Source organism: Desulfovibrio sp. (genome assembly GCA_016208105.1).
Lineage (GTDB): Bacteria > Desulfobacterota > Desulfovibrionia > Desulfovibrionales > Desulfovibrionaceae > Fundidesulfovibrio.
Genome location: JACQYS010000013.1, coordinates 80,008 through 104,291, shown reverse-complemented (window position 1 = coordinate 104,291; position 24,284 = coordinate 80,008). Strand labels below are relative to the sequence as shown.

Genomic DNA, 24,284 nt, shown 5'->3' with positions numbered 1-24,284 from the left:
AGAGCCCCGCAAGGAATCTATTCTTGCTCTGCAGCTCTGGGTTCTTTCAAACCCAGGTGCTCGTATATCTTGTCTTCAATCTGTTGCTTTATCTCAGGATGTTCCAGCAAGAAGGCCCGTACGTTTTCCTTGCCCTGCCCCAGGCGCTCGGTACCGTAAGCGAACCATGCCCCGGATTTGTCGATGATGTTCATCTCCACGCCCATGTCGATGATCTCGCCTTCGCGTGAGATCCCGGTGCCGTAAAGGATGTCGAACTGGGCTTCGCGGAAGGGCGGGGCCACCTTGTTCTTCACCACTTTCACCCGGCAGCGAGAACCGTAGACTTCCTCCTTGTCCTTCAAAGTCTGGATGCGGCGGATGTCCAAACGCACGGAGGCGTAGAATTTCAGGGCGTTGCCGCCGGTGGTGGTCTCGGGGCTGCCGTAACCGGTGACGCCGATTTTCATGCGAATCTGGTTGATGAAGACCACAGCGGCATGGGACTTGTGGATGGTGCTGGTGAGCTTGCGCAGGGCGTGACTCATGAGCCTTGCCTGTGAGCCCACCTGGGTCTCGCCCATCTCTCCTTCCAGTTCGGCCTGGGGGATGAGCGCGGCCACAGAGTCGATCACTATAACGTCCACGGCACCGGACCGGACCAGGAGGTCGGTGATGTCCAGGGCCTGTTCACCATAATCGGGCTGCGAGATGAGCAGCTCATCAGTCTTAACACCCAAACGCTTGGCGTAGTTGATGTCCAGGGCGTGTTCGGCGTCGATGAAGGCCGCGGTGCCACCCAGTTTCTGCACCTGGGCGATGAGGTGCAGGGCAAGGGTGGTCTTGCCAGAGGATTCTGGCCCGTAAATCTCAGCTACGCGCCCTTTTGGGATGCCGCCGATGCCCAGAGCAAGGTCCAGCGCGATGGACCCGGTGGGGATGGACGGGATGGCGGCGTGGGTTTCCTCGTCCATGCGCATGACGGAGCCTTGCCCGTATTTGCGCTCGATGGTGGTCAGGGCGGTAGTCAGGGCTTCCAGGCGGGCGTCCTGGGGCGAACCGGCGGCTTTTTTGGCCATGGGGAACATCCTTGTGGAAAGTGGGAAATGCCCAAGGGGCATAGCAAAAGCTCCGCCAAGGGGCAACGGCCATTTCCGGATCGTTCCGTATGCCGAAATTGTTGTCATGATACAGTGGCAAGAGTACGCTCTTGGCAAATTATCACGAGGAGGACATATGAGCTTTCTAAAAGAATTCAAGGAATTTGCCATGCGGGGCAATGTCATGGACCTCGCTGTGGGTGTGATAATCGGTGCGTCGTTCGGCAAGATAGTATCTTCGCTGGTGGCGGATGTGGTGATGCCGCCGATAGGTATGCTGCTCGGAGGAGTGGATTTTACCAGTCTAAAACTTACTCTCTCCCCGCCACTTGAGGGAATGAAAAGCGCCACGTTGAACTATGGCAACTTCATACAGACACTCGTCGATTTCACAATTGTCGCGTTCGCCATCTTTATGATGGTCAAGGGAATAAACGCCCTCAAGCGCAGAGGAGCACAGCCTGAAGACCATGTCGCAGCGCCGCCTCCGGATATAGCGCTGCTTATGGAAATCCGCGACCTTCTCAAAGCGCGGCAGCCCTAGTTTCGCATCCACGAATAAAGTGTCCACGAAAAAGACGCGACACAGGGCCGCCGGAAGGCGGCCTTGGAGCCGCAGGCTCCGTGAGAGAGCCGGAAATCACACTTTCCGGCGGACGATCCTCCTCGAAATGCAGTGAGGCTTCGCATCACTGCATTTCGAGGACATCACACGAGTATCGCCTTTTGCGACCATCGTTGGTAGGGCATGGCGGCGGCTCGGGAGAGCCGGTGCTTTGTGGCACTCCAATTGCCAAAATCATCCAAGGAAAAACCCATCGGATTCATGAAAAAATACGACGCGCTGGCCATGTTCTCCGGGGGCCTGGACTCCATTCTTGCGGCCAAGACCGTGCAAGCCCAGGGGCTTTCCGTGTTGGGTCTGCATTTCGTGAGTCCCTTTTTCGGCCATCCGGACAAAATCGCGCAGTGGTCCGCGGATTACGGTCTGGACATTGAACCGGTGGACGTTAGCGTCCGGTATGTGGCCATGATGCTCCAAGGGCCGGAACATGGCGTTGGCAAGGGGCTTAATCCGTGTGTGGACTGCAAGATCCTCATGCTATCGCAATGCAGAGAGCTTATGGAGGCGTACGGGGTTAAGTTTCTGGTTACCGGCGAGGTGAAAGGACAGCGCCCGATGTCTCAGCGGCGGGATGCCCTGGACGTCATCAGCCGGGACGCAGGTGTGCGGGACGTGCTCCTGCGCCCATTGTGCGCCAAGAACATGAAACCCACGCCCATGGAAGACTCAGGCCTGGTGGATCGCGAAAAGCTGCATAGTTTTGGAGGGCGAACCCGAAAACCGCAGTTCAGATTGGCCAGAGAGATGGGCCTCAAAAAGATTCCCCAGCCCGCCGGGGGGTGCAAGCTCACCGAGTTCGAATCCGCCAAACGATATGTGCTCATTTTTCAACACGCCAAGCCAGCTCGCGCGGAGGACTTCCTGCTGGCCAACGTGGGCCGTCAGTTTTGGTCCGGGCCTTATTGGCTGGCCATGGGGCGCAACCAGGTGGATAACGAATCGCTCCTTGGGTTGGCCGAAACCGGCGACTGGGTCCTTGATGTTGTCGATTTCCCGGGCCCGTTCGGCTTGGTGCGTCCGCTTCCGGGTGCGGATTGGAACGAGGAGTCGCTTTGCGACGCTGCTGCGCTTGTTGTGTCTTATTGTCCCAAGGCCGTTGCCACGGGAATCCCGGTGCGTGTGTCGCTTACTCGTAATGGTGAAACACGCGAGGTTGTGGTGACGCCAAGCCGCGTGTCGCGCCTGGGGCTTGCCGACATGTCCTGGGAGGAACTGGTGCCGGTCAAGAAGGCCATGTTCGCGGAAACGGACGAAGATGATGGGTATTAAGAGTTATTTGATGGAGTAGGGATACAATGATTCCGCACGAAGGGACGTACCGGAGTCCTTTTGCGGTTGAGCGAATGCCGTGTATGACCCGCAAAATCTAAGTTTTAAAATATATTTCAGGTTGTTGGTGAGTGTTCATCCAAAAGCAGACAGCCCTAGTCATGTGACTAGGGCTGTCTGCTTTTGGATGGGTTCTTTCGCTTTGAATTAAAGACCAAGCCAAGAGCGAACGGCGCTGGTGGGCATGGACATGTTCCAGTTGAAAGCTGCCGTGTTCCAGTCGTCGACCGTAGTATTTGCGGGATTGACTCCGTTTACACCCATGCGGCCGTTGTAGGTCTGCAGAGTCAAGGTGCCGTTGCTGGTTGAGCCGTTCAGCTGTCCTGACCCATTGATCGATTGCGAACCGCTCACTTGGCCGTATGTGAAGGTTCCTTGATAGGTTGTGACCCCGCTTCCTGTAGTCATGGCGCTAGCTACATTTTTGTCAAGGCTGATGGACCAATCGAAGGTATATTTTGGGTCCTGGTAGCCGTTATACGTATATTTCCCGCCCTGAGAAGTTATTGTCAGGGTGTTCCCGGAAACAGAGCCGGTCACGGGGCCTGCACCGAAAACGTCGAACTGCCTGAAATCGCCCTGGTAAGAAATCATTTCGCCACTGTAGGTCGTTTGCCCCCACGCATGAGACGTGAAGATCAATAAAAATAATACCGGTGAGAGATATGCCTTATTCATCATGAAATCCTCCCACTTAGAAGCATAGCATATGACACCGCGCGGGCGCAAGGAAAAGGGCTGATTATGGCGAGAGCACTGCGTGATCCAAGTGTCTTGGAGTTGTGCTCCCCCCTGTGATTTTGAGAGTTTCCTCCTAAAAATCTTTCGTTGATGCGAAGAGCATTCTGCTAATACGCAGAGTTTGACCAGCCAAGGTCAATAGAAGCCGAAAATCTGCCAAAAATTCCGATCGGATGCAGAGTAAAGTGTCACGGAGCCCTATTGTTGCCCTGAGTGTTTGGCGAGCGGTGCGCCGGGATGATTTTATTAAGGTGGTCTGGGTTCATATTCAGGCAAACCTGCGAGTCATACGAAGTTTTTCTCACACTCTTCATGGAGACAACAGCCTGAAATAGCGCTGTTATTTTTTGTCAAATCCTCGACTTTAGGGTTTTTCCACACTTTTTTGATCCGGCCATGGATGTTTGGTCTGGCGCCTCCGTATATTCTGGCAAGGAATGCGAAAAAGACAATCGGCGTCTTGCGCGTTGCTGAAGTTATGACGGACATCCATAAGAATGTGGAGAAAATCATGTATTCCACTTGTGATGATTTCGAATGTGCTGTGGATCTTGTGGCGGAGATGTTCATGTTGAATATGAACATGGCTCACGACATATGGAACATGGTGGACAGTGTAGTCAGGATATGCTTATGTAAACATGTTGGTCACGATAAAGAGAATGATGTCTCCATGATAAAGAAAATCATTATGAATAAACTGCGCGATGAGATAGCTGTTCCGACATATTTTGACAGTTTAGAGCGTTGCTCGGTGCAGACATGCGTTGTCGTTTTGTCGAGAGAGATCGCATTGGATTATATTCGGAATGCTCATTATTCGCGATCATCAGTGTCAGATATATTCCGGTGCATGAATGTTAACGTGTCAGGTGCTGAGGAATACCTGGATGGCCTTGATGACATGTTCTCTCCTTCGCAAAAGTGCGTGTTGCGTCTTTTGTACGGAGAAGGATGCACGGTCCACCAGGCGGCGAACATGCTCGGGGTCTCTTCGGATGAGGTGCTGACGCTGCAATGGCAAGCCATGGAGCGGCTGCAGCAGGAGTGGCGCTTCTTGAAGACAGGTGGCGCGTACCAGTGATGGAACTGTGGATGAGGGTTTGGGCATGAAGTGCCCTGGATCCAACGGAATGGCCGCCTTCCTGGATGGCGCGCTCACCCAGGACGAGGATGCTAGGTGGAGGGAACACATCCGGCGGTGTGAGAAATGCCGGAGGGCCCTGGATGAGTTGCGGTCGTTGATGGATGTGAGTGGTCTGGAGCTGGACCCGGTTTGCGTGCAAAAGGGGAAAAGCATTGTATGGGGGGGAGATACGCAGCGCAAAGCACGTTTACGCAATGTGTATGGGAGTCATGCGACTCTTACAATTGAGAGATATAACTAATAATATGGATGTGACACTCATCTAGAAAAGCATACGCCAATTATTTCGCGACAAAGCAAAGATAGATTTTACGCCGATTGTCTTCTTCGCATTCCCGGTCGCTAGGATCTCCGCCATGGTACGTCCATGGCGGCTGGTAGGGAAACGTGCAGAACACAAGGAGACAGTCGCCATGACGTATATCGACACCACTTCGTATCTCAACAGCATTACTGCCAGCAGCACAACGGACACGGTATCGTCCTCCTTGGGCAAGGACGACTTCCTGAGCATTCTCGTCGCTCAGCTCGAAAATCAGGATCCCTTCAACTCCACGGACCCTGCCGAGATGATCGGTCAGCTGACCCAGTTCTCCATGCTGGAACAGATGACCAATATGAATACGACCCTCACCTCCGCTCTCACCGCGCTGAACCTCCAGACCGCGACGAGTGCAGCCTCCTACATAGGAAAGACGGTCATGGCCTCAGGTTATTCCCTCTCGGTGGAAGACGGCACGGCTTCCTCGACCACCTACACCCTGGATTCGGACGTCACAACGCTCAAAGCCTACGTCTACAGTTCCGACGGGGACCTCGTCAGAACAGTGAACATCGGGAGCAAGGAGGCCGGCGACTACACCTTCCAGTGGGATGGTTTGGACAGCGACGGGAAGGTTGTGGACGACGGAACATACTCCATCGCAATCGCCGGGTCTGACGCGGACGGCAACGAAGTGACGGCCAGCACTACGGTTTCCGGCGTGGTGACCGGCGTGTCCGTGTCGAGCGGGACCATCATGCTCACGCTCAAGGATGGAAGGGAAGTGAGCCTGTCCAATATCCAAAGCGTGACCGACACCGACGCCTAACCGCCCAACGAAAGGAGAATTCCTATGAGTCTCATATCAGCCATGTACAGCGGGATAGCCGGCCTCACCGTCCACAGCCAAGCCATGTCCGTTGTGGGCAACAACCTGGCCAACTCCAGCACCATGGGGTTCAAGCGTTCCGCAACACAATTCGAAGATTTCTTCTACCAGAACATTTCCACGGGCAACACCTACGGCCAGGTGGGGCTCGGCGCGGACATCGCCAGCATCTACGGCGACTTCTCCCAGGGGGCCTTCGAGACCACCAGCTCCGCCACGGACCTGGCCATAAGCGGCAACGGCTTCTTCATGGTGAACAACCCCAATACCGACAAGACCTACTACACCCGCGCCGGGAACTTCGAATTCGACAACAACGGCTATCTGGTGGACCCCAACGGCTACGTGGTCCAGGGCTGGAAGGCCTATACCAATTCCACCACCGGACAGGTGTCCAATATCGGGTCTCTGGGAGACATCAAACTCTCCAGCTTCCAGATCAGCCCCTCGGCCACCACCAAGATGCGCATGGTCACCAACCTCAACAAATCAGCCACTGAAAAGACCACGGACGCCACCGACCCCTTCTTCGCCCTGCTCAAAACCTGGGCCGGGCAATCCGAAACGGCCCTGTCCGACACCAGCTACTCTTACCAGGGCACCATTAAGGTCTACGACAGCGCCGGAGCGTCCCACGACGTAACCGTCTACTACGACAAGGTGAGCAACGCCTCTGGGGCGAATGTCTGGGAATACGTGGTGGCCTGCGACCCGACAGAGGACGGGCGGACCATCAACGGAGTGAAAGTGAGCTCGACCTCCTCGGCGGGCCTTCTCATGGCCGGAACCATCACCTTCGATTCCTCGGGAAGCGTAAAGAGCATGAGCGCCTTCACCCTGAGTTCCAACGCCACCGGCAATTACAAGGATTTGACCAACTGGGTTCCTGCCACGTTCTCCTCCGATGGCTACCCAGTTTTCACGGCGAACTTCACCGCATCCTCCAACGCCAGCGTTTCGACCGCGTCAAACGCCAGCACCATCAAGCTTGATCTCGGCCTGCACAGTACCACCAAGAACGGAGGATGGACCGGCGGTGTGGCCAACGCCTCGCTGGTGGGAACCGACTTCGACAACCTGCCCGTCATGACCAGCGCCAAGGCGGACGACACAACAACCACCGCCTACTCCAGCGCCTTCAGCATAGTGGACCAATCCCAGGACGGCTACACTTCCGGGTATCTCCAAAGCATCGCGGTGGATTCAGACGGTATCGTTACGGGGACCTACTCCAACAACCAGACCAAAAGCCTCTTTGTGGTCGGGCTGGCCAACTTCACCAATCTCCAGGGGCTCGAGCGCGAAGGCAGCAACCTCTACAGCGCCACCACGGATTCCGGGGAACCGCGCATCGGCACCGCCAACAACTCCGGCATGGGCAGCATCGCCTCTGGAAAACTGGAGCAGTCGAATGTGGATACGGCCACGGAGATGGTCAACATGATCACCTACCAGAGGGGCTTCCAGGCCAACAGCAAGGTCATCAGCACGGTGGACCAGATGCTGTCGGAAGTCATTCAGCTCAAGAGGTAGCGGCCGTCCTTACCGCGACTGGACGAGCGGCAAGAACGGGAAGGATATACTATGTTGAACAATCTCCTGAGCATAGGCAAGACGGCGCTTTCCAACTTCCAGGTGGCCTTGAGCGTCACCGGCGGAAACGTCACCAACGCCTCAACAACGGGTTATTCCCGCCGTACGGTGGAATTCGCCACGGATGGCGTCTCCGTAAACGGGGTTGGCTGCGGGAGCACTATCCAGGCCATAATAAGGCAGTTCGACGAGTATCTTGAGCGGCGCTGCCTGGAGCAGTCCTCCACCAGTTCCTGCCAGAGCGTCATCTACTCCAACCTTGCCCAGGTGGAGGAGCTTTTTAACAGCACCGACAGCTCCGGCATATCCTCGGCCCTGGACAGCTTCATGACCAGCCTGGAGAGCCTTTCGTCCACCGCGTCCAATGCCTCGGTCAGGACGGAGGTCATCGAGTCGGCCACGTCGCTGGCGCAGCTGCTCAATTCGCTTCAGGACAGCCTGGATTCCGAGGTTGCCTCGGTCAATTCGTTCATCTCAAGCCAGGTGGACACGGTCAACGGACTGCTCGAGCAACTCGCTGCCTTCAACAGGGTGGCCAGCTCCACCACGAGTTCCAGCGGTCTGTTGGACCAGCGCGACGAACTGGTGCGGGAGTTGGCCACCTATATCGACGTGAGCGTGATCACCGAAGACGACGGGCAACTGAGGATATTGACCGGTGAAGGCCAGACGCTGGTTGACGGTGAAGCCGCTTACTCGTTCAAAGTGGAAGGACCCAAATGCACCGCGGCCTTGAGCGCGGATTCAGGATTCGACGGCCAGCTCTACTTTTCGGGAAGCTCAAGCAACGAGCTTCTGGTCAAGTTCGTTAGCGGAGGCGACTGTTCGGGTGGTGCCACTGCAGCCACATACCAGGTGTCGTTGGACGGAGGAAAAACCTGGGTAACAGACGAGGACGGCCAGACAAAGGTCTTCAAAGCGGGTGATTCCAGCAACAAGGAGACGGTGGACGGGGTCTCCATCTGGTTCGGCACGGCTGACGATCCGGATGTGGCGCCAACCACATCCATAAGCGCCGGGGACAAGTTCGATGTGATGCCCAAAAGCGGTATCTACTGGATCACCGCCACGGGCGGCGAAGTCAACGTCACGCCTTTGGCCGGGAGCGATTCGAGTAACCGCCTGAGCGGGGGCACGCTGGCCGGGCTTTTCGCGGTTCGCGACCAATACGTGGGCGAATACCAGGACAAGCTGGATTCATTTGCCGAAAGTCTCATCTGGAACATGAACCGAACGCACAGCCAGGGGGCAGGGCTTACGAACATGTCCCAGGCCACCGGGGAATATGCGGCGGAAGACACTGCCGCCGCCCTCAGCAACAGCGGCCTCTACTGGGCGGACAAACTCCAGGCGGGCAACATATCCATCGCCCTCTACGACGAGGAGACCGGCGAGAGCATCTCGATTACGGCCCTGGATTTCAGTTCAATCACGCCGGGCACCTCGAGCTTTGATCCCTCGGTGCATTCCCTGGAGGACGTCCGGGACGCCATCAACGCCACTTATCCGGGTCAGCTCTCAGCCACGATCCAGGACGGGAAACTGTCCATCAGCGCTACGGACGGAGTGGAATTCCAGTTCGCCGAGGACACTTCCGGGCTCCTGGCCGGACTAGGCATCAACACGCTCTTTTCCGGGACGGACGCGGAGAGCATCGCAGTGTCCGCCGCAGTGGCCAACGATTCCTCACGGCTATGCGCCGGGCATGTCAACGGCGCGGGTGAGGTCAATGCCGGTGACAACGAGACGGCCCTGGCTCTGGCTGCGTTGGCAGGTTCAAGCGTTACGTTCAACGCCGCAGGCGGCACGGCCAACAACACATTTTCCGGGTATCTGTCCGCTCTTTCCGCCCAGGTTGGGGCGGATGCTTCCACGGCGTCGGCCAGCTACACTTACGCTTCCACGCTGTCCGAGGACTTGGAAACACAACGCGAATCCGTGTCCGGCGTAAACCTGGACGAAGAACTCACACGGCTCATGCAGTATCAGCAGAATTATCAGGCTGCCGCGAAGCTCATACAGACGTCGAGCGACATGTTCGACACGATTCTCAGCCTGAAATAGGAGGCCGCCATGCGAATATCGCAAAACATGATCTACTCCGGTTCGATACAATACATGAACAGCGCCTTGAGCAACCTGGCGGCCGCACAAGAGCAGAGCGCGTCGCAGAAAAAAATCAATCGCCCTTCGGATGATCCCGCCGGGTACGCGGAAGCGAGGAACTTAAACACCATCATCAAAACCCTGGACCAGTATTCGGACAATATCAATGTGGCCAAAAGCTGGCTCAATCAGGCCGATTCAAGCCTGCTGGAAGTGAGTACGGCCATGACCAGCATCAGGGAACTGGCCGAACAGGCGGCCACGGGAACTCTCAGCGCCGAGAACCGGCAGGAGATAGCCACCCAGGTGAGGGCTCTTTTTTCGCAGGTGCTTTCTCTGGCCAACACGACGGTCAGCGGCAACAGTATCTTCGCAGGGCAGAAAACGAATGGAGCTGCGTTCACCGAAATACTCTACGCCACGGTGGAGGATTCCACCTTGACCCAGGACGCCGTGATCAGCGTTGCGGGCGGGAGCGACACCAGCGTGCTGGTGCACTTCTCCAACAGCGGGACCATCGGAGGAACGGCGGACATCGCCTATGCGTATTCGAGCGACGGGGGCACCACCTGGACCTCGGGCACACTGGCTGCTGGCAGCACCACGCTCGATCTGGGAGGATGTTCCGTGACGCTTAAGAACGGTTCAGTGGTCACGGCGAGCGGAACCGGGGGCGGAACATCACTGACGCTTCGGCCATCGGCCCTGTATCTGGGGGACGACCAGGACGGAGCCACGGTCCGAAAATACGGGGCCTCGTTGGTGAACGCCACGGCCGACGGAGAATTCTCGGGCAACGTCACCGTTCGCATAGCCAGCAATTCCAGCCTGCCTGGCCCCATCAGCTATTCATACAGTCTGGATGGAGGAATGAATTGGGTGGGCGGCAATGTCGCCAGCAACTCCAGGCTGCTCGTGCCCGGCGGGTACCTTGTCTTGGCCTCCAACGGGGGCGGCACACTCGCTTCAGGGGACCAGCTCACCATCGTGCCCAATACAGCCGATATCAATGTGGGGATCTCGCCCTCTGGAGCGGTGGTCATCAACAGCGTTGGAAAAGACGTCTTCGGAGGGCTCTACAAGGCTGCCGGTGCCAGCAACGCCTCGGTGGTTTTCGGATCCGGTTCCTCCAAAAACATCTTTGAGACCATAGGCTCACTCATCGGCCATCTTGAGACCAACGACATGGACGGGGTGGGCGACGACCTGGAGAGCTTGACCATTGCCCAGGCGTATCTGGAGACATGCACCGCCAGCGTTGGAGCCAGGGAGAACCGGCTTGATTTCGCGGAAAACACGATATCAGTCCTGCGCGACAACGCGGAAACCAATCTGAGTGCCGTGGAGGACGCAGACATCACTCAGGTGCTCATAGATCTGTCAAAATACCAGTACACCTATCAGAGCGTGTTGGCGTCATCCACCAAGATAATGGGAATGAGCCTGTTGGATTACATCTGATGTACCTGCGAGAGGCAGCATCGCTCGTGAGAAATTGGCGCGTTGCCTCGTAAGCGGTAACGAACCAAAGTGGAGGGAAAAGATGGCCATAGGAGACGCGACATCCGGCGTCAGCACGTCTGGATCCATATATTTTTCCGGCCTTGGAAGCGGTACGGATTTCAGCACCATGATCGACCAGCTGGTTGCTGTCGAGCAGACCCGCGTCACCACCTACCAGACCTGGCAGCAGACCTGGGCGGACAAGGTCACGGCGTTTCAGGCGCTCAACACCAAACTTTTGAGCCTCAGAACAACGCTGCAAAGCATGGATACTATAAGCGAGTTCCTGCAGAAGTCGGCAACGTCCTCGGACAGCGATGTGGTCTCGGCCACGGCCAGCGGTTCCGCGGATGCCGGGACCTACACCTACACCGTTCAGCAGCTGGCGAAGAACAAGATGATGGTCACCGCTTCCGGGTATTCGTCTCTCAGCCAGGATATCAACCAGCTCGACACCTCGGGGAAGTTCATCTTCACCTATGCGGGTGTCACGGTTTCCAACACGATTCCCGCATCGGCAACGCTTACGGACCTGGTCAACATCATAAACGCCCAGTCGTCCAACACGGGTGTGCGCGCGTCCACCATCTACGACGGCAGTGAGTACTATCTCCAGTTCCGGGGAATGGACACAGGTGCGGCCAACAGCCTGATCATCGCCAGCGGTACGACCTTGTCAGGTTTCACCGCCTCGGATTTCGTGACCACGCAGGAGAACCAGGACGCCAAACTCAAGATAAACGGCTGGCCGCTGGGCGACGCTTACATCGCCAGGGCAAGCAACACGGTGACGGATGTCATAGACGGGGTGACCATGCTGCTCAAATCGTCCGGCGCCGGAACCATAACCGTGGAAACGGACATCGACGCGGTGGTGGAGAACGTCCAGTCCTTCGTGGACCAGGTGAACGAAGTTCGCTCGGCCATAAAGGAACTGACCGCCTACGACTCAACGACGGAAACGGCGTCTCTTCTGACGGGAAACTACGGAGTACAAATAATCGATTCGGTCATGAAGAACATCACGGCAGCCACAGGGCTTGGCTTCAACTACAAGCGCGATACGTACTCATCGCTTTCCCCGCTGGGGCTCTCCACGGATGCCGACGAGGGGTCTGACACGTTCGGGCAGATACTCTTTGACGAGGACACTTTACGGGCGGTGCTCTCCTCCAACGCGTATGCGGCGGGCAAGATCTTCGCGGCGCAATACCTGGGGGATACGGACAGCGCGGACGTGACGTATACGTCTTTCGTCGACGGCATCACCAAGGCGGGAACGTACGATGTCAGCTATACGGTTTCGGGCGGCAAGTTGACCTCTGCGTCCATCAACGGCCATCAAGCCATGTTCTCATCGAATGCATCCACCCTCACCGGGAGTTACGGGTACGACGAGGGCGGCATGGTGCTCACGGTCAACAACATGACAGACGGTTCCTACAGCCATACCGTCAACGTCAGGCTGGGAAAGGCTGCGGAGCTTGTGGACGAGTTGGGCGACCTCACCAATTCCGAAACCGGGCCGCTGGCAATCTTGGAGGACAATTACGCAACCATTCAGGATAACATTCAGGAGAAGATCGATAATGAGAACGTGCGCATAGCCACCCTGGCAACGCACCTGAAGGACAAATTCTCCCGTCTGGACACGCTGCTGGGCACGTACAGCGACATCCAGGACAGTTTGTCCTCATATATTACGCAGCTCTCGAGTGATTAAGAGCTTGGGCGCGGTGAGTGAATGCCGATTGCCTGCTGACGGGTGACCCGGTGAGCCAGTGTACGGGGTCGATATGGGAGGGGACGCTTAACTGTCGAGAATCTTCTTGCCGCGCTCAACCACTTCCCTCACTCGCTGCGAATGATCCGGTCCGAGTTCGACCTGGGCGATGATTTCGCGCAGTTCCGACACGTCCTTTGCACACTTGGCGCACCGGGTGAGATGGTATTCCAAAAGGGCCTGCTCCTTGTCCTCCATCTTCCCGTCCAGATAGGACGCCAGGGTGAGTGCGTCGGGACAACTGTCCAGGTCCTCGGGACGAATCCCATCCATGGGGATCCCTTTGTTCGCGCCGCCATCCTTGGGCATGCATGCTCCGGTGTTTTTGGAGTCGTGGTCGGTAAGACGTTGTGGCTCAATAGCCCGCGGGAAATCCACGGTCAAGAAGCCAAAACCGGAAGAGAAATCGGCAGGATGTGGAAAAACCTTTAGGGCAGAAACGCGTTTACGCCTCGGATGCGGTTCCGAAATGCTCGCGGAGCTTCATCAGGGCCTGGTGCTTGAGGCTGCGTATGGTCTGGGCCTGAACCTTGAGGGCGCCTGCCACATCGGAAACGTCCATGTCATCGTCGAAGAGCATGCGCAGTATCTGGTGCTGCCGATCGGAGAGCAGGCCCGGGGGCAGCTCGAGGCGGCCTCCGAAAAAAACGTCTTTGTCCGCGGGAATGGTGTCGTCTAGTTCAATTGTATTCTGGCTTTCCTGGCGGCGCAGGAAGTCGATGGCCGTGGATCTGCCAACGACTGTCAGCCAGGTGGGAAGCGACGCACGGTTCCGGTCGTAGGAGCGCAGGAGCTTGAAGCCGTCCTTGACCAGGCGCAGGAAAATGTCCTGGACCACATCCTTCGCGTCTTCGGTGTCCGTGACCCAGGTGTGTCTGCGCAACGTCCTGAACGCGACGCTGTAAAGCAGCCCGGCAAATTTTTCCACAAAATGATCCCAGGCAGCCTTTTCCCCTGAGATTACCTTGTCGAGTTCGACATCCTCGGCGAGGCTATGTATGCATGACATTCCAGAACACCTTGGAATAATGTGTTTTTCCGTGCGTTGCGCCGTTTTGCCCTGAGGCGTGGCGCGCTGGGAAAACATTTCCCCATGGGAATGAAGCAAGCATGGTGCCATTTGTGTCGCCGGTTGTTGAGGGGATACTCGGAATCGAAGGGCTGGCGGGTGTTACAAACACCTCCTCGAGAAATAAGAGGGGAGGGATGAGAAAGAGGTTACAGGGGAGCTTGTCGGTCCAGCATTATTTTTGAATTTTTTATTCGTTGAGGAGCAGAACGGCCACTGGGGCGAAAAGAGCTGTAAATACACCCGCGAGGATCATGGCCAGGCCGGCCATTGATCCCTGTTCTTCGCCTTCGAGGAGTGCGGCGGCTGTCCCCTGGGCGTGTGAAACGGTCCCGAGAGCAAGGCCGCGGGCAACGGGATTTTTAATCTTCATCCGCGTCAGGAACAATGCTCCCATAAGCGACCCCAGGGTGCCCGTTGCCACCACGAAGGCCGCGGCAAGCGGAGGGATGCCGTCGTACAGGCGCGCTATCTCCACGGCAAAAGGAATGGAAACGCCTTTGGGCAGGATGGACATCACCACTTCGCGCGGCATGCCTCCAAGCCTGGCGATGCCCCCGGCGAGGGCCATGGCAGTGAACGCCCCCAGGGCGACGCTGGCCACGATGGGGAGCGCATAAATCTTTAGGAGGCCCCTGTGGCGGTAGAGCGGGACCGCCAACCCAACCGTGGCCGGGCCGAGCAGAAAGGTCATGATGTCCCGGGCTGGTGCGTAATCGCTGTACGGCACGTCCAGAACAATGAGCACCAGGGCAACCAGGACCGAGCTCAGCACCACCACGTTGAGCAGGGGGTGGGGATAGCGCAGAGACAATCTACGCAACACCCAATAGGCACAGACCGTGAGCCAGATGAAAGAAAGGAGCATCAGATGTCGCACGGCCCACGCCTTTTGTGCAGCCACTGCGTCACGAATCCCACCAGCCAGAGAGGAACAAGGGAGCTGACCACAACAGCCGTGAGCAGCACCAGCCAGTGCTCTTTGAAAACGCCGCCCCATTCCATCAGCCCAACAGTGATGGGGACGAAAAAAAACACCAGGTGCTTAAGCAGGAAATCTGCCGCTCCTGCGATGTGCTCAAGCTTTATCACGCCAAGACACAAGAGAGTAAACAGCACGACCACGCCGACCACGTTTCCGGGAAGAGGTAGGCCTGTGGCATCAACGAGCCACCTGCTTCCCCAGTAGATGGCGCAGAGGAGAATTGTCTGCAAAATGAGCTTAAGCATCCATCGCATAGCTAGTGCCTTGTCGTAAGCGGATGAAGTGACGGCGTGCTGCGTAGCCGAGGGACAGGGCAAAAGCAATGAGGTGTTTCAGTTTGGCCGGAGGCCCAGTGCACGAAAGACTATTTCGGGGTGGTGTTTTCGGTTGGCTCAGTCCGTTGCTGGAACAGCTTGTTGAGAAGATAGGCCACCACAAGGGCGAAGTAGAACTGCCCGAAGACGGCCTGGGTGATGCTTAATCGCTGGGCCAGAGTGGAATGGGGCACCATGTCTCCGTAGCCAACTGTGGTCATGGTCGAAAAGCTGAAATAGATGAAGCTGTCCATGTCCCTTGCCGGCTTTGCGTTCATGCTGAACGCTCCGGGCGAAAAGCCTTCCACCAGGGTATAGAGCAGGGCCCAAAAGAAACCCATGATGAGGTAGCAGTTAATGAGTGCGAAAATCTCCCCGATGGTGACTTCCTTGGATTTCACCACAAAACGTATTGAGGAGATTATGCCGTATGAAAGGCAGATAAGCCCGGAAACGCAAAAAAGGATGTTGAAGAGCACGTCATGAAAAGCGTTGAACCAGGCGAGCAGGTAAAACACGGTGCTGCATCCGAGCAGGATGTTGAGAGATTTGTTCCTGGCATGAGCGATTAGAGCTACTCCGAAAACCACCAGATAAAAAAGGAGGCTTTCGATTTGCTGGGGCAAATGTCCGCCACCGACGAGCATTCCCACCAGCAGGACCGTGATGATCAGTTGTTTGTTCTTCTTGTAGGCTTGTTTGAGCACGAAGCGGACCGCCTGGATGAAGTGAGAGTCAGGGGCATGAGGTAGCCCGGAATTGTGCAGGCTTCAATGGGTACGCCTTGGAACCCGCGAAAAAGGGGTTGCTTTAAAATCAATAATAGTTGTCTGACATCTGTCAGAACAATTACACCTCAACAGAAGGATTACTGCCCTGATGATCTGGGCTCGCAGGAAAGTGCTCAATATTAATCAATCTACTTGTTGAACTTGTTAAAGACATATGAATAAATTATCTACACTTAATTATCATTCCATCAACTGTCTGTACGAGTGTTGTGAATCCTTTTTTTCCGCATATTGTCCCAGCTTTGTCGTAACACGGAGTTACACCTTCGCACTGTATCCTAAAACCTTCGGACCCGTCTTGAAAATAGACATGTTTACTGGATGCTGAACACCCTTGAATTAGTGCTGTTGCAATAATGAGAAAAAGTATTTTGCTCATATTTCCTCCAGCGGGAGTTCATCCCCGTGAGTAAAAGAAGTTCATACTCTAAGTTACCCCGGTTTGGATGCCAAAGCAATTATTTGCATGCACTAAGGGTAAGCAGCACATCGAAGCTGAGGAAGGCACATGTGGGGGCTGCTCCTTTTCCAGCTATTCGAAGTGTACCGCCATACGGGGAGGGTGGTCTGAAAAGACACATTGACTATGAGATCATGGGATGGCGAGAAACTGCGTGGGGAGAAAAACGAGCTGCCACGAAAAAGGGGTTACGGCTTTTTTGCCGTAACCCCTTGAAACTCGTGGTGCCGAGGGACAGAATTGAACTGCCGACACGGGGATTTTCAGTCCCCTGCTCTACCAACTGAGCTACCTCGGCGCGAGGAAGAGTGCCCTACCGCCTTTCTCAGGACTTGGCAACCCCTTTTTCCCAATCGACGCAGCGGACTATTTCCAGGACCAAGGGTTCCAGGGTCTCGCGGTTTTTTGCCGAGATGGGAATCCCTTCAGGATAGCGGCCCAGCGCCCAGGCCCTGCGCCCGGCGTCCAGGGTGTCCCATTTGTTGAGAGCCAAAAGCCTGGGCACGGTTTCCAACTCCATGTCCTTGAGAATCGCGTCCACGGCTTCGACCTGGGCGGCCAGTTCCAGGTGCCCGGCATCAGCCACCTGAACCAGCAGGTCCGCGCTGGCCAGCTCTTCCAGGGTGGCCTGGAAGGCTTCCTTGAGCTCTTTGGGAAGCTCGCGGATAAAACCCACGGTGTCCGTGAGGACCAGTTCTCGCTCCTCCGGGAAGCGCAACCGACGGCTTACCGGATCAAGAGTGGCGAAGAGTTTGTTCTCGGCCAGGACGCTTGATTGTGTGAGCGTGTTTAAAAGGGTGGATTTGCCCGCGTTGGTGTAGCCAACCAGGGAAACGATGGGCAGTCCGGCCTTGGCCCGCCTGTCGCGGATCTGGGCGCGCTGCTTGCGCAGTTCAGTCAGCTCCCTTTTTATGCGGGTCAACCGCTCGCGAATGCGCCTGCGGTCGATCTCGAGCTTCGTCTCGCCAGGCCCGCGCCCGCCTATGCCTCCCATGAGCCGACTCATGGCCAGGTTTTTTCCCACCAGCCTAGGGAGGGTATACTTGAGCTGGGCCATCTCCACCTGGAGCTTGCCAGAGCGCGAGTTCGCCCGTTGGGCGAAAATATCAAGGATCAACTGGGTGCGGTCGAGAATTTTGCGTTCGGTGAGATCGGCAAGGTTTCTCATTTGAGCCGGGGTCAGCTCCCCGTCGAAGAGCAGCACTGACGCCCCGGTGGACAGCGCCAGAATCTCAAGCTCGGAGAGCTTGCCCTTGCCGATGATTGTTCGCGGGTTCACCTGCGGCACGCGCTGGATGACCCTGCCGGTGATGGAGAGCCCGGCTGTTTCGGCCAAGGCCTCGAGCTCATCCAGGGAGGACTCCAGGTCCATGCGCGGGGCGCTTCCCACGCCCACCAGCAGCGCTCGGCCGGCCACCCCTTCCTCGGCCCCGGCCACGGGCTGGTCCGTGCGGGTGAATTCATCTTCCAGGGCCTGGGTGAGTGCTTCGAAATCCGTTTCGGAGTGGTCCCAGGCTACGGGTGGCAAAACTGTCCAAGGCTTGCCGGTGTCTCCGGGCGCTGTTTTGGGGACCAGGTGGGCCACCTGGAGCTTAGCGGGAGAGGCCATGGCGTCCACGGTGAGTACGGCCACGGAATCCAGGCGCAAAAAAAGCATGTCCGTTAAGTCTTCCTGGTCGAGGCCTGTGTCGTGGAGATGTGTATGGAGAAGGCGCAGGCCGCGCAGCCGGCCAGAGCCCAGCCGGGAGCGCGCCAGTTCCGGGATATAGATGGCGTGTGGTTCGCCCACCAGGACCATGTCCGGGCGGCCCTTGCGGTCGATCAGCAGGCCGACTTGCCGCCCTATGCCGTGGGAGATGGCGGCCAACTCGCGAGCCTGGTCGGACGTGTATCCGCCAAGAACAGGATAGCGCCTGGAGTAGAGACGCTCCAGGGCCTTAAGCTGGCTGGGTTTCAGGCCTTCTGTGTTGCCTTGGACTTTGCTGGCGATGGGGAACCTCGTCTGGATCCTGTGCTTCTAGGTGGGTGCGCCCTGGTCTACCACCAAGGAAAATCGCCTACTTCGTAGTAGCCGCGGGCCTTCATGCAAGCCCGGGTGGACTTGTTGGCACTGGCCTTGATCTCTGGGGTGAAGTGTTCGAGACAGCCCTTGGAATAGCAGTCCTGGTAGTCGGCCATGGCTACTCCCCGGGCAGTGCCTTGCTTGGCGTAAGGTGGGCTGGCGCAGGCGGACAGGGCGGCAACGGCGGCGATCAGCAGTGCTGTGCGAAGGATTTTCATGGCTATCTCCTCAGGCAAGTCTGTGGAACTTCTAGGCTATGGAGTTGGGGAACGTCAACGTTGTGTCATATCCGATACATTGACCGCACGGGCGTGGAAGCCTACAAGACTGAAGTATTCCAACCCGGAGAAGCGAATGAAAATACTACGACCAACGCGCATCGAGCGCTGCATAGGCTGCCAGTCGTGCTCGCTGGCCTGTGCGCGACTGGTGAATCAGAGAATTTCCTGGTCAACCGCAGGCATCCGGATCGTATCCTCCGGAGGAATTTCAACGGGCTTTGAGGCAAAGCTTTGCCTGGCGTGCGATCCGGCGCCCTGCGTCAAGGCCTGTCCGACGGGCTCCTACACCCAGCGCAAGTCGGGCGGGGTGAAGGTGGACAAGTCCCTGTGCATCCGCTGCGGGGAATGTGCCAAGGCCTGCCCCGTGGATGCCATCTTCATGGAGCCGGAATCGAACCTGCCCTATGTCTGCATACACTGCGGCCGCTGCATTCCGTTCTGCCCGCACAACTGCCTGGAACTGGTGAAATCCCCCCACGAGACGGGTGGAGCCGCAGAGGCTCAGGAGGCCGCCGATGCAGACTGATTACTCCTTCCGCATCCTTCTGGCCGACCTTTCCACTGGCAAGGGTGGGTTTCGCCGCTTTGGCGACAAACGCGAAGTGCTGGGCGGGTCAGGCCTGGCGGCAGCTCTGTACGGCGAGTTCGGCAAGCCCGAAGCTCCAGCCCTGGACCCTGCCCAGCCCCTGATTTTTGCCATCGGACCCCTTACCGGGTGTTTCCCAATGATGAGCAAGACAGTGTGCGGCTTCAAATCGCCATACAACGAACGCTACGCCGAATCCCACGCCGGCGGGCGCCTGGCCCTGTCCCTGCGTTTCGCGCACATCGACGCCCTGGTGGTGATAGGGCGGGCCCCCACGCTCTCGTGCCTTGGGGCAGGAATAAGGCAGTTCGAGCTGCGGGATGTTCATTACCTCAAGGGTTTGGACGTATTCACCACTGGCAAGATGCTTCGCAAGATGTTCACGGGGGGGGCGGGGCACCGCAGCTTCATGCGCATAGGTCCTGCCGGAGAGAACCTCTCGAGCTTCGCCTGCATCAACGTTGATTCCTATCGCCACTTCGGCCGTTTGGGAGCTGGCGCACTGATGGGATCAAAAAATCTTAAGGGCATTATGGTTGAGGGTGGTTCGGCCATGCCCGCGCCCGAGGGCAAGGCCTACTCCGAGCTGTATAAGGACATCCACATGCAGCTCACCACAACCTCCATGATGAAGAAGTACCACGATTTGGGCACAGCCGAGAACATGGCCGTGATGAACCGCATGCGGGCCCTTCCTTGGCGCAACCTTCAGACGACCCACGACGACGAGCGCATCGACAAGATATCCGGCGAGACTTTCGCCAGGGAATTATTGCTGAGAAAAACCGCCTGCACCGGCTGTCCGGTGGGGTGCATCCACGTGGGGCTTTTGCGAGAGCAATTCGCCAAGGACAACGACGTGCTCTACCGGCAAGTGGCCTACGACCACGAACCGGTGTTTGCCACCGGTTCCATGCTGGGCATGGAGAACGCATCAGATGTTTTGTCCGTGCTGGACGAAATCGAACGCCAGGGTCTGGACGCCATTTCCGGTGGAGTGGCCCTGGCCTGGGCCACGGAGGCCATGGAAAAGGGCGCGGTCACCCAGGACGACACCTTGGTTCCGCTCAAGTTCGGGGACGCCGGGCCTTACCGCGACGCATTGGTCCATCTGGGTTCGCCGCCAAACGAATTCTATACGCTCCTGGCTAAAGGAACCATGGCTGCGGCCAAGCGCTACAAGGGCGAGGACTATGCCTGCGTTCTGGGCCAGGAGATGGCCGGCTACGCCACAGGCGAGGTGTTCTTCGTCTCCTCGGCCCTGGGCATGCGCCACTCCCACCTGGACAGTGCGGGCTATTCCTACGACCAGAAGTCCCAGGACAAGGATGTGGGCAAGGCCGTGCAATTCATGCTGGACGACGAGCGCCAGCGCTGCGCTCTTACGTGCATGGTTTCCTGTTTGTTCGCCCGCTCGGCCTACACCGAGGAAGCCCTGGGCAAGGCCATGGACGTGATGGGCTATCCCGAGGCAGCCGCCAAAGTGGATTCGGCCGCGGCAGCTGTGCAAAGGCTGCGCTGGAAAACCAAGTTCGCAACCGGTTTCGACCCGGACCAGGTGAAGATACCCAAACGCTACCTGGAAGTGGTTACTTGGAAGGGGCCCATTGACGCACAGTATTTGAGCGACCTCCAGCAAGCGTACGCGTTGGAGATCAGGAAGATGGCCCAATAGGTTGCAAGACACAGCTTGAAGAGCGTGAACGCTCTTACCCACAACCGCCGCCCGAGAGGGCGGCGGTTTCGTTTGTGATGTCGAATCTCGGAGATGCCTTTTGCCATAAGGGAAATCCGGCTCCAGTTGGTAACATGGCACTCTCTGGGGTGGCTCATAAATTGGGGGTGATAACTTTTACAGGAGGCTCAAGGGGAGTCCCCCCGGGTGAGGAGAAGGCCTAAGCCAATGCGTGGCGCCAATGGGGGAGGGCTGAGTCCAACCTTCCTGCACGCCGGATTTATTTGGACAGGGATTCCCTGGGAGGTGGAACGTGCTTCTCGGTGAAGGAGTTCGGCCGTTCGAGGGGGTTCCGCCGGTTTTCCAACGGTTTAAGGGGAACCACGGTAAAAATAGAAAGCGGATGCATGTAACATGCTGAAATGTAATAACTGGTCTGTCTATTGCATGCTCATCCTTGCGAATCAACCTCAAGGACGAGGGTAAGACAATGCTCACACGGCTCCTTCCGATCTTCTGCCTCATCATCCTGGCCGGCTGCGCGAGTCCATCCGTGAACACGCGCGAACACAAGCCGGTTTCCAACATGGAGCCGGACATCAGCGAACTGAGCGCCCTGAAACAGAGCCGCGGCCGCCCTCTGACTCCTGCCGAACGTCAGGCCCTTGACTCCAAGGTGGGCATCGCCTTCCACTTAAGTCCCGAAGAATCCGAAGAGGTGAAACTCTTTTTCCAGAGCTTCACCCGCGACAAGCGCGATACCGTGCAGCGCTGGATGCTCAGAAGCGAGCCCCACCTCGAATACGTGCGCGCCGTGCTGGCCAGCCACCGACTCCCCCAGGACCTTCTGGCCCTGCCCTATATCGAATCCGGATACAACGTCATGGCCGTGTCCAGCTCTGGTGCGGTGGGAATGTGGCAGTTCATGCCAGCCACAGGCAGGCGTTTCGGCCTCACCGTGGATTGGTGGCTGGACGAACGCCGCGACCCCTATCTGGCCACAGTGGCAGCGGCCCGTTACTTGAAAGCCCTGCATGAGCAGTTCGGGGATTGGCAGCTGGCCTTGGCCGCCTACAACGCGGGCGAGGGAACCATCTCCCGGGCCATGACCGCCACAGGCAAGCAGTCGTTCAAGACCCTGGTCAAGTCCTCGGCTCCGCTCAAGGATGAAACCCGCCACTACGTGCCCAAGTTCCTGGCCATGCTCAAGATCACCCAGAGCGCCAAAAAATTGGGTTTTGCCGCTCCGGACATGAGGGCATCCAAGGATCTTCAGGAAGTACGCATCCCGGCAGGGACCGATCTGGCCGGCTTGGCCGATCACCTGGGGCTTACCTGGGAACAGTTCCACGCCTTGAATCCCGCCTATCGCCGCCAGGTGAGCCCTCCGGACCGAGTAACCGCGGCCTGGGTGCCCAAGCGCCTGGCCCAGCCCGCCCTGGCCTTCGTCGACAATCCGTCGCTGGGCAAGGCAAGCGCTGGTGCGCGTCTGGCGCGCGGCGGTGAAACCTGGTGGACGCTCTCGCGCGAGACTGGCATCCCGGCAAATCTCCTGCGCGACGCCAACAAGGGCCTCGATGCCCCGATGCCCGGCAAGAAACTCATGGTTCCTCTGGCCGCGTGCGCGCAGGACGCCGGAGCAACGTATGACCCGGTGAAGCCCGGCAAGTTCGCCCCTGCCGCTGTCGCACAGGCATCGAGCCCGCAGAGCGCTCCGGTTGGGCTGGCTCAGCCCACCCTGTACATTGTGCGCAAGGGGGACACCCTGGAGACAGTGGCCCAGAAGACAGGGATCGGCGTGCAGGAGCTTATAAGCTTCAACAAGGCCAACCCCAAGGAGTCCTTGATTCCTGGGACCCCCCTTCTGATCCCAGGCAAGGCCCAGGCGGCGGGTTCTGGCAAGTCCCAGCCCGTGCAGGAGGCCCAGGTCGACAGGACGGCCGAAAAGGCTGTGGAGAAGACCGAGCTAAATCCAAACCCCAAGTACAAGGTTATCAAGCGGTCCGGGACGTAAGTTTCGAAGGAAGGATAGTGAAGAAGCCCCGAATGGAAACATTCGGGGCTTTTTGTATTGAGGCCTGTAAAAGAAATATGTCCAGCAGAACAGCTTGGTAGGTGTTGGCCCGCAGGCATGTTCTCTGAGGGTTATACCCCCAAGGCACTTGCCAAAAGTTCCTTCACTTCTCTCATTGGCAGGTCGAGCCCGGTCCAGAGTTTGAACTGGGCCGCCCCCTGGGCCGCGAACATGGAAAGACCGTCGATGGTGACGGCCCCAGCGATCCTGGCTTGGCGCAAAAAGACCGTCTCACGAGGGTTGTACACCAGGTCGTAGGCCAGATGCCCGGGGGTCCAATATTCCTGCGGCAAGGGAGAGTCAGCCTGGGCCTTGCCGGCCATGCCCATGGGCGTGGTGTTCACCACCAGATGCGCTTCCACTCCGTGGCGGCGCTCCCATCCCACAGCGTGCGCTCCAAACTGCGCGGCAAGTGCTGTCGCCCGTTCGACGTTCCGGTTGGCCACTGTGACGTTGCGCACCCCGATGTCAAAGAGTCCGGCCAGCACCGCCTTGGCCGCGCCGCCCGCTCCCAGGACCAGGGCCGATGCGGGAATATGCTCGCGTTCAAGCAGCGGGGACACGAATCCGGCCACATCCGTATTGTGGCCGACAAGGGCGTGGTCCTCCCAGACCAGGGTGTTTACCGCTCCGGTCTGGGTGGCAAGCGGCGACACCGAGTCCAGCAGGGGAATCACAGCCTCCTTGTGGGGGATGGTGACCGAGAGTCCTGAAACGGGCAGGGTGCGCACCGCTTGGATGATAGCCTCAAGGCGTTCGGGCGGTGTGGGGAAGGCCACGTAGGAAGCCTTGATCCCCATGCGGGTGAACCCCCAATTGTGCAGAAGCGGGGACATGGTGTGCCCCAGCGGATGGCCGATGATGCCGAAGACGCGCTCGGGAATCAGGGGAGAATCTTTCAAAGGAGACGTCTCGGTGGAGGCTGTCATG

Annotated in this window: 22 protein-coding genes and 1 tRNA gene; 12 read left to right on the top strand and 11 right to left on the bottom strand. The window is 57.7% G+C overall.

The genetic code is table 11. The features are described from left to right. Positions 1-17: 17 nt before the first annotated feature. The gene (recA, locus tag HY795_07700; GenBank protein ID MBI4805103.1) at positions 18-1,058 is read right to left on the bottom strand and encodes a recombinase RecA; all 1,041 of its coding nucleotides are present in this window, start codon (positions 1,056-1,058) and stop codon (positions 18-20) included. A gap of 157 nt (positions 1,059-1,215) precedes the next feature. On the opposite strand from recA, the gene mscL reads away from it, so the two are divergent. Both mscL and HY795_07690 read left to right on the top strand, forming a co-directional pair. Beyond that, positions 1,216-1,623 (top strand): large-conductance mechanosensitive channel protein MscL, encoded by a 408-nt coding sequence (gene mscL, locus HY795_07695; protein ID MBI4805102.1) that lies wholly within the window; start codon positions 1,216-1,218, stop codon positions 1,621-1,623. A 282-nt stretch (positions 1,624-1,905) separates the two neighbouring features. Next, positions 1,906-2,973 (top strand): tRNA(5-methylaminomethyl-2-thiouridylate) methyltransferase, encoded by a 1,068-nt coding sequence (locus tag HY795_07690; GenBank protein MBI4805101.1) that lies wholly within the window; start codon positions 1,906-1,908, stop codon positions 2,971-2,973. Positions 2,974-3,180: 207 nt separating this feature from the next. Here HY795_07690 and HY795_07685 read toward each other — a convergent pair whose 3' ends face one another. Then, complete coding sequence (locus HY795_07685; GenBank protein ID MBI4805100.1) at positions 3,181-3,714, bottom strand: hypothetical protein; 534 nt, start codon at positions 3,712-3,714, stop codon at positions 3,181-3,183. A 460-nt stretch (positions 3,715-4,174) separates the two neighbouring features. Here HY795_07685 and HY795_07680 point away from each other — a divergent pair, with 460 nt between their 5' ends. The 7 genes from HY795_07680 (at position 4,175) to fliD (ending at position 12,997) form a co-directional block, all read left to right on the top strand. After that, positions 4,175-4,858, top strand: a complete 684-nt coding sequence (locus tag HY795_07680) for a sigma-70 family RNA polymerase sigma factor (protein MBI4805099.1) — start codon at positions 4,175-4,177, stop codon at positions 4,856-4,858. 49 nt (positions 4,859-4,907) lie between these two features. Then, the gene (locus HY795_07675) at positions 4,908-5,162 is read left to right on the top strand and encodes a zf-HC2 domain-containing protein (protein MBI4805098.1); all 255 of its coding nucleotides are present in this window, start codon (positions 4,908-4,910) and stop codon (positions 5,160-5,162) included. Positions 5,163-5,334: 172 nt separating this feature from the next. Continuing rightward, positions 5,335-6,012 (top strand): flagellar hook capping protein, encoded by a 678-nt coding sequence (locus tag HY795_07670; GenBank protein ID MBI4805097.1) that lies wholly within the window; start codon positions 5,335-5,337, stop codon positions 6,010-6,012. Positions 6,013-6,036: 24 nt separating this feature from the next. Beyond that, positions 6,037-7,605, top strand: a complete 1,569-nt coding sequence (locus HY795_07665) for a flagellar hook protein FlgE (GenBank protein MBI4805096.1) — start codon at positions 6,037-6,039, stop codon at positions 7,603-7,605. A gap of 51 nt (positions 7,606-7,656) precedes the next feature. Beyond that, positions 7,657-9,729, top strand: a complete 2,073-nt coding sequence (flgK, locus tag HY795_07660) for a flagellar hook-associated protein FlgK (GenBank protein ID MBI4805095.1) — start codon at positions 7,657-7,659, stop codon at positions 9,727-9,729. A 9-nt stretch (positions 9,730-9,738) separates the two neighbouring features. After that, positions 9,739-11,232 (top strand): flagellar hook-associated protein FlgL, encoded by a 1,494-nt coding sequence (flgL, locus tag HY795_07655; protein ID MBI4805094.1) that lies wholly within the window; start codon positions 9,739-9,741, stop codon positions 11,230-11,232. Between the two features lie 82 nt (positions 11,233-11,314). After that, positions 11,315-12,997: a flagellar filament capping protein FliD gene (gene fliD / locus HY795_07650; GenBank protein ID MBI4805093.1), complete on the top strand. Its 1,683-nt coding sequence runs from the start codon at positions 11,315-11,317 to the stop codon at positions 12,995-12,997. An 87-nt stretch (positions 12,998-13,084) separates the two neighbouring features. Here the strand turns inward: fliD and HY795_07645 are convergent, their stop codons facing one another. From HY795_07645 to HY795_07610, 8 genes are all read right to left on the bottom strand, one after another. Then, on the bottom strand, positions 13,085-13,366 hold the full coding sequence (locus HY795_07645; protein ID MBI4805092.1) for a zf-HC2 domain-containing protein: 282 nt from the start codon (positions 13,364-13,366) through the stop codon (positions 13,085-13,087). Positions 13,367-13,502: 136 nt separating this feature from the next. Beyond that, complete coding sequence (locus tag HY795_07640; protein ID MBI4805091.1) at positions 13,503-14,066, bottom strand: sigma-70 family RNA polymerase sigma factor; 564 nt, start codon at positions 14,064-14,066, stop codon at positions 13,503-13,505. Positions 14,067-14,316: 250 nt separating this feature from the next. Then, positions 14,317-14,994, bottom strand: coding sequence for an LrgB family protein (locus HY795_07635; GenBank protein MBI4805090.1), 678 nt, complete (start codon positions 14,992-14,994; stop codon positions 14,317-14,319). Next, positions 14,994-15,365, bottom strand: coding sequence for a CidA/LrgA family protein (locus HY795_07630; protein ID MBI4805089.1), 372 nt, complete (start codon positions 15,363-15,365; stop codon positions 14,994-14,996). Before HY795_07630 ends, HY795_07635 begins: the two co-directional genes overlap by 1 nt. A gap of 110 nt (positions 15,366-15,475) precedes the next feature. Beyond that, positions 15,476-16,132 (bottom strand): hypothetical protein, encoded by a 657-nt coding sequence (locus HY795_07625; protein ID MBI4805088.1) that lies wholly within the window; start codon positions 16,130-16,132, stop codon positions 15,476-15,478. 766 nt (positions 16,133-16,898) lie between these two features. Beyond that, positions 16,899-16,974 (bottom strand) — tRNA-Phe (locus HY795_07620). Between the two features lie 27 nt (positions 16,975-17,001). After that, positions 17,002-18,633 (bottom strand): GTPase HflX, encoded by a 1,632-nt coding sequence (gene hflX / locus HY795_07615; GenBank protein MBI4805087.1) that lies wholly within the window; start codon positions 18,631-18,633, stop codon positions 17,002-17,004. 80 nt (positions 18,634-18,713) lie between these two features. Beyond that, complete coding sequence (locus HY795_07610; GenBank protein ID MBI4805086.1) at positions 18,714-18,956, bottom strand: hypothetical protein; 243 nt, start codon at positions 18,954-18,956, stop codon at positions 18,714-18,716. Between the two features lie 136 nt (positions 18,957-19,092). Between HY795_07610 and HY795_07605 the strand changes: the two genes are divergently transcribed. From HY795_07605 to HY795_07595, 3 genes are all read left to right on the top strand, one after another. After that, positions 19,093-19,545 carry a 4Fe-4S binding protein gene (locus HY795_07605; GenBank protein ID MBI4805085.1) on the top strand — a complete coding sequence of 151 codons (453 nt, stop codon included), beginning with the start codon at positions 19,093-19,095 and terminating at the stop codon, positions 19,543-19,545. Beyond that, the gene (locus HY795_07600) at positions 19,535-21,280 is read left to right on the top strand and encodes an aldehyde ferredoxin oxidoreductase (GenBank protein MBI4805084.1); all 1,746 of its coding nucleotides are present in this window, start codon (positions 19,535-19,537) and stop codon (positions 21,278-21,280) included. Before HY795_07605 ends, HY795_07600 begins: the two co-directional genes overlap by 11 nt. A 490-nt stretch (positions 21,281-21,770) precedes the next feature. Beyond that, positions 21,771-23,294 (top strand): transglycosylase SLT domain-containing protein, encoded by a 1,524-nt coding sequence (locus HY795_07595; protein MBI4805083.1) that lies wholly within the window; start codon positions 21,771-21,773, stop codon positions 23,292-23,294. Between the two features lie 131 nt (positions 23,295-23,425). Here HY795_07595 and aroE read toward each other — a convergent pair whose 3' ends face one another. Continuing rightward, positions 23,426-24,283 (bottom strand): shikimate dehydrogenase, encoded by an 858-nt coding sequence (gene aroE, locus HY795_07590; GenBank protein ID MBI4805082.1) that lies wholly within the window; start codon positions 24,281-24,283, stop codon positions 23,426-23,428. Position 24,284 lies beyond the last annotated feature (1 nt).

Excerpts from the sequence above, each read along its gene's own strand:
- recA (MBI4805103.1), bottom strand. The coding sequence starts at position 1,058 with ATGGCCAAAAAAGCCGCCGGTTCGCCCCAGGACGCCCGCCTGGAAGCC.
- mscL (MBI4805102.1), top strand. The coding sequence starts at position 1,216 with ATGAGCTTTCTAAAAGAATTCAAGGAATTTGCCATGCGGGGCAATGTC.
- HY795_07690 (MBI4805101.1), top strand. The coding sequence starts at position 1,906 with ATGAAAAAATACGACGCGCTGGCCATGTTCTCCGGGGGCCTGGACTCC.
- HY795_07685 (MBI4805100.1), bottom strand. The coding sequence starts at position 3,714 with ATGATGAATAAGGCATATCTCTCACCGGTATTATTTTTATTGATCTTC.
- HY795_07680 (MBI4805099.1), top strand. The coding sequence starts at position 4,175 with ATGTTTGGTCTGGCGCCTCCGTATATTCTGGCAAGGAATGCGAAAAAG.
- HY795_07675 (MBI4805098.1), top strand. The coding sequence starts at position 4,908 with ATGGCCGCCTTCCTGGATGGCGCGCTCACCCAGGACGAGGATGCTAGG.
- HY795_07670 (MBI4805097.1), top strand. The coding sequence starts at position 5,335 with ATGACGTATATCGACACCACTTCGTATCTCAACAGCATTACTGCCAGC.
- HY795_07665 (MBI4805096.1), top strand. The coding sequence starts at position 6,037 with ATGAGTCTCATATCAGCCATGTACAGCGGGATAGCCGGCCTCACCGTC.
- flgK (MBI4805095.1), top strand. The coding sequence starts at position 7,657 with ATGTTGAACAATCTCCTGAGCATAGGCAAGACGGCGCTTTCCAACTTC.
- flgL (MBI4805094.1), top strand. The coding sequence starts at position 9,739 with ATGCGAATATCGCAAAACATGATCTACTCCGGTTCGATACAATACATG.
- fliD (MBI4805093.1), top strand. The coding sequence starts at position 11,315 with ATGGCCATAGGAGACGCGACATCCGGCGTCAGCACGTCTGGATCCATA.
- HY795_07645 (MBI4805092.1), bottom strand. The coding sequence starts at position 13,366 with ATGCCCAAGGATGGCGGCGCGAACAAAGGGATCCCCATGGATGGGATT.
- HY795_07640 (MBI4805091.1), bottom strand. The coding sequence starts at position 14,066 with ATGTCATGCATACATAGCCTCGCCGAGGATGTCGAACTCGACAAGGTA.
- HY795_07635 (MBI4805090.1), bottom strand. The coding sequence starts at position 14,994 with ATGCTCCTTTCTTTCATCTGGCTCACGGTCTGTGCCTATTGGGTGTTG.
- HY795_07630 (MBI4805089.1), bottom strand. The coding sequence starts at position 15,365 with ATGCGATGGATGCTTAAGCTCATTTTGCAGACAATTCTCCTCTGCGCC.
- HY795_07610 (MBI4805086.1), bottom strand. The coding sequence starts at position 18,956 with ATGAAAATCCTTCGCACAGCACTGCTGATCGCCGCCGTTGCCGCCCTG.
- HY795_07605 (MBI4805085.1), top strand. The coding sequence starts at position 19,093 with ATGAAAATACTACGACCAACGCGCATCGAGCGCTGCATAGGCTGCCAG.
- HY795_07600 (MBI4805084.1), top strand. The coding sequence starts at position 19,535 with ATGCAGACTGATTACTCCTTCCGCATCCTTCTGGCCGACCTTTCCACT.
- HY795_07595 (MBI4805083.1), top strand. The coding sequence starts at position 21,771 with ATGCTCACACGGCTCCTTCCGATCTTCTGCCTCATCATCCTGGCCGGC.
- aroE (MBI4805082.1), bottom strand. The coding sequence starts at position 24,283 with ATGACAGCCTCCACCGAGACGTCTCCTTTGAAAGATTCTCCCCTGATT.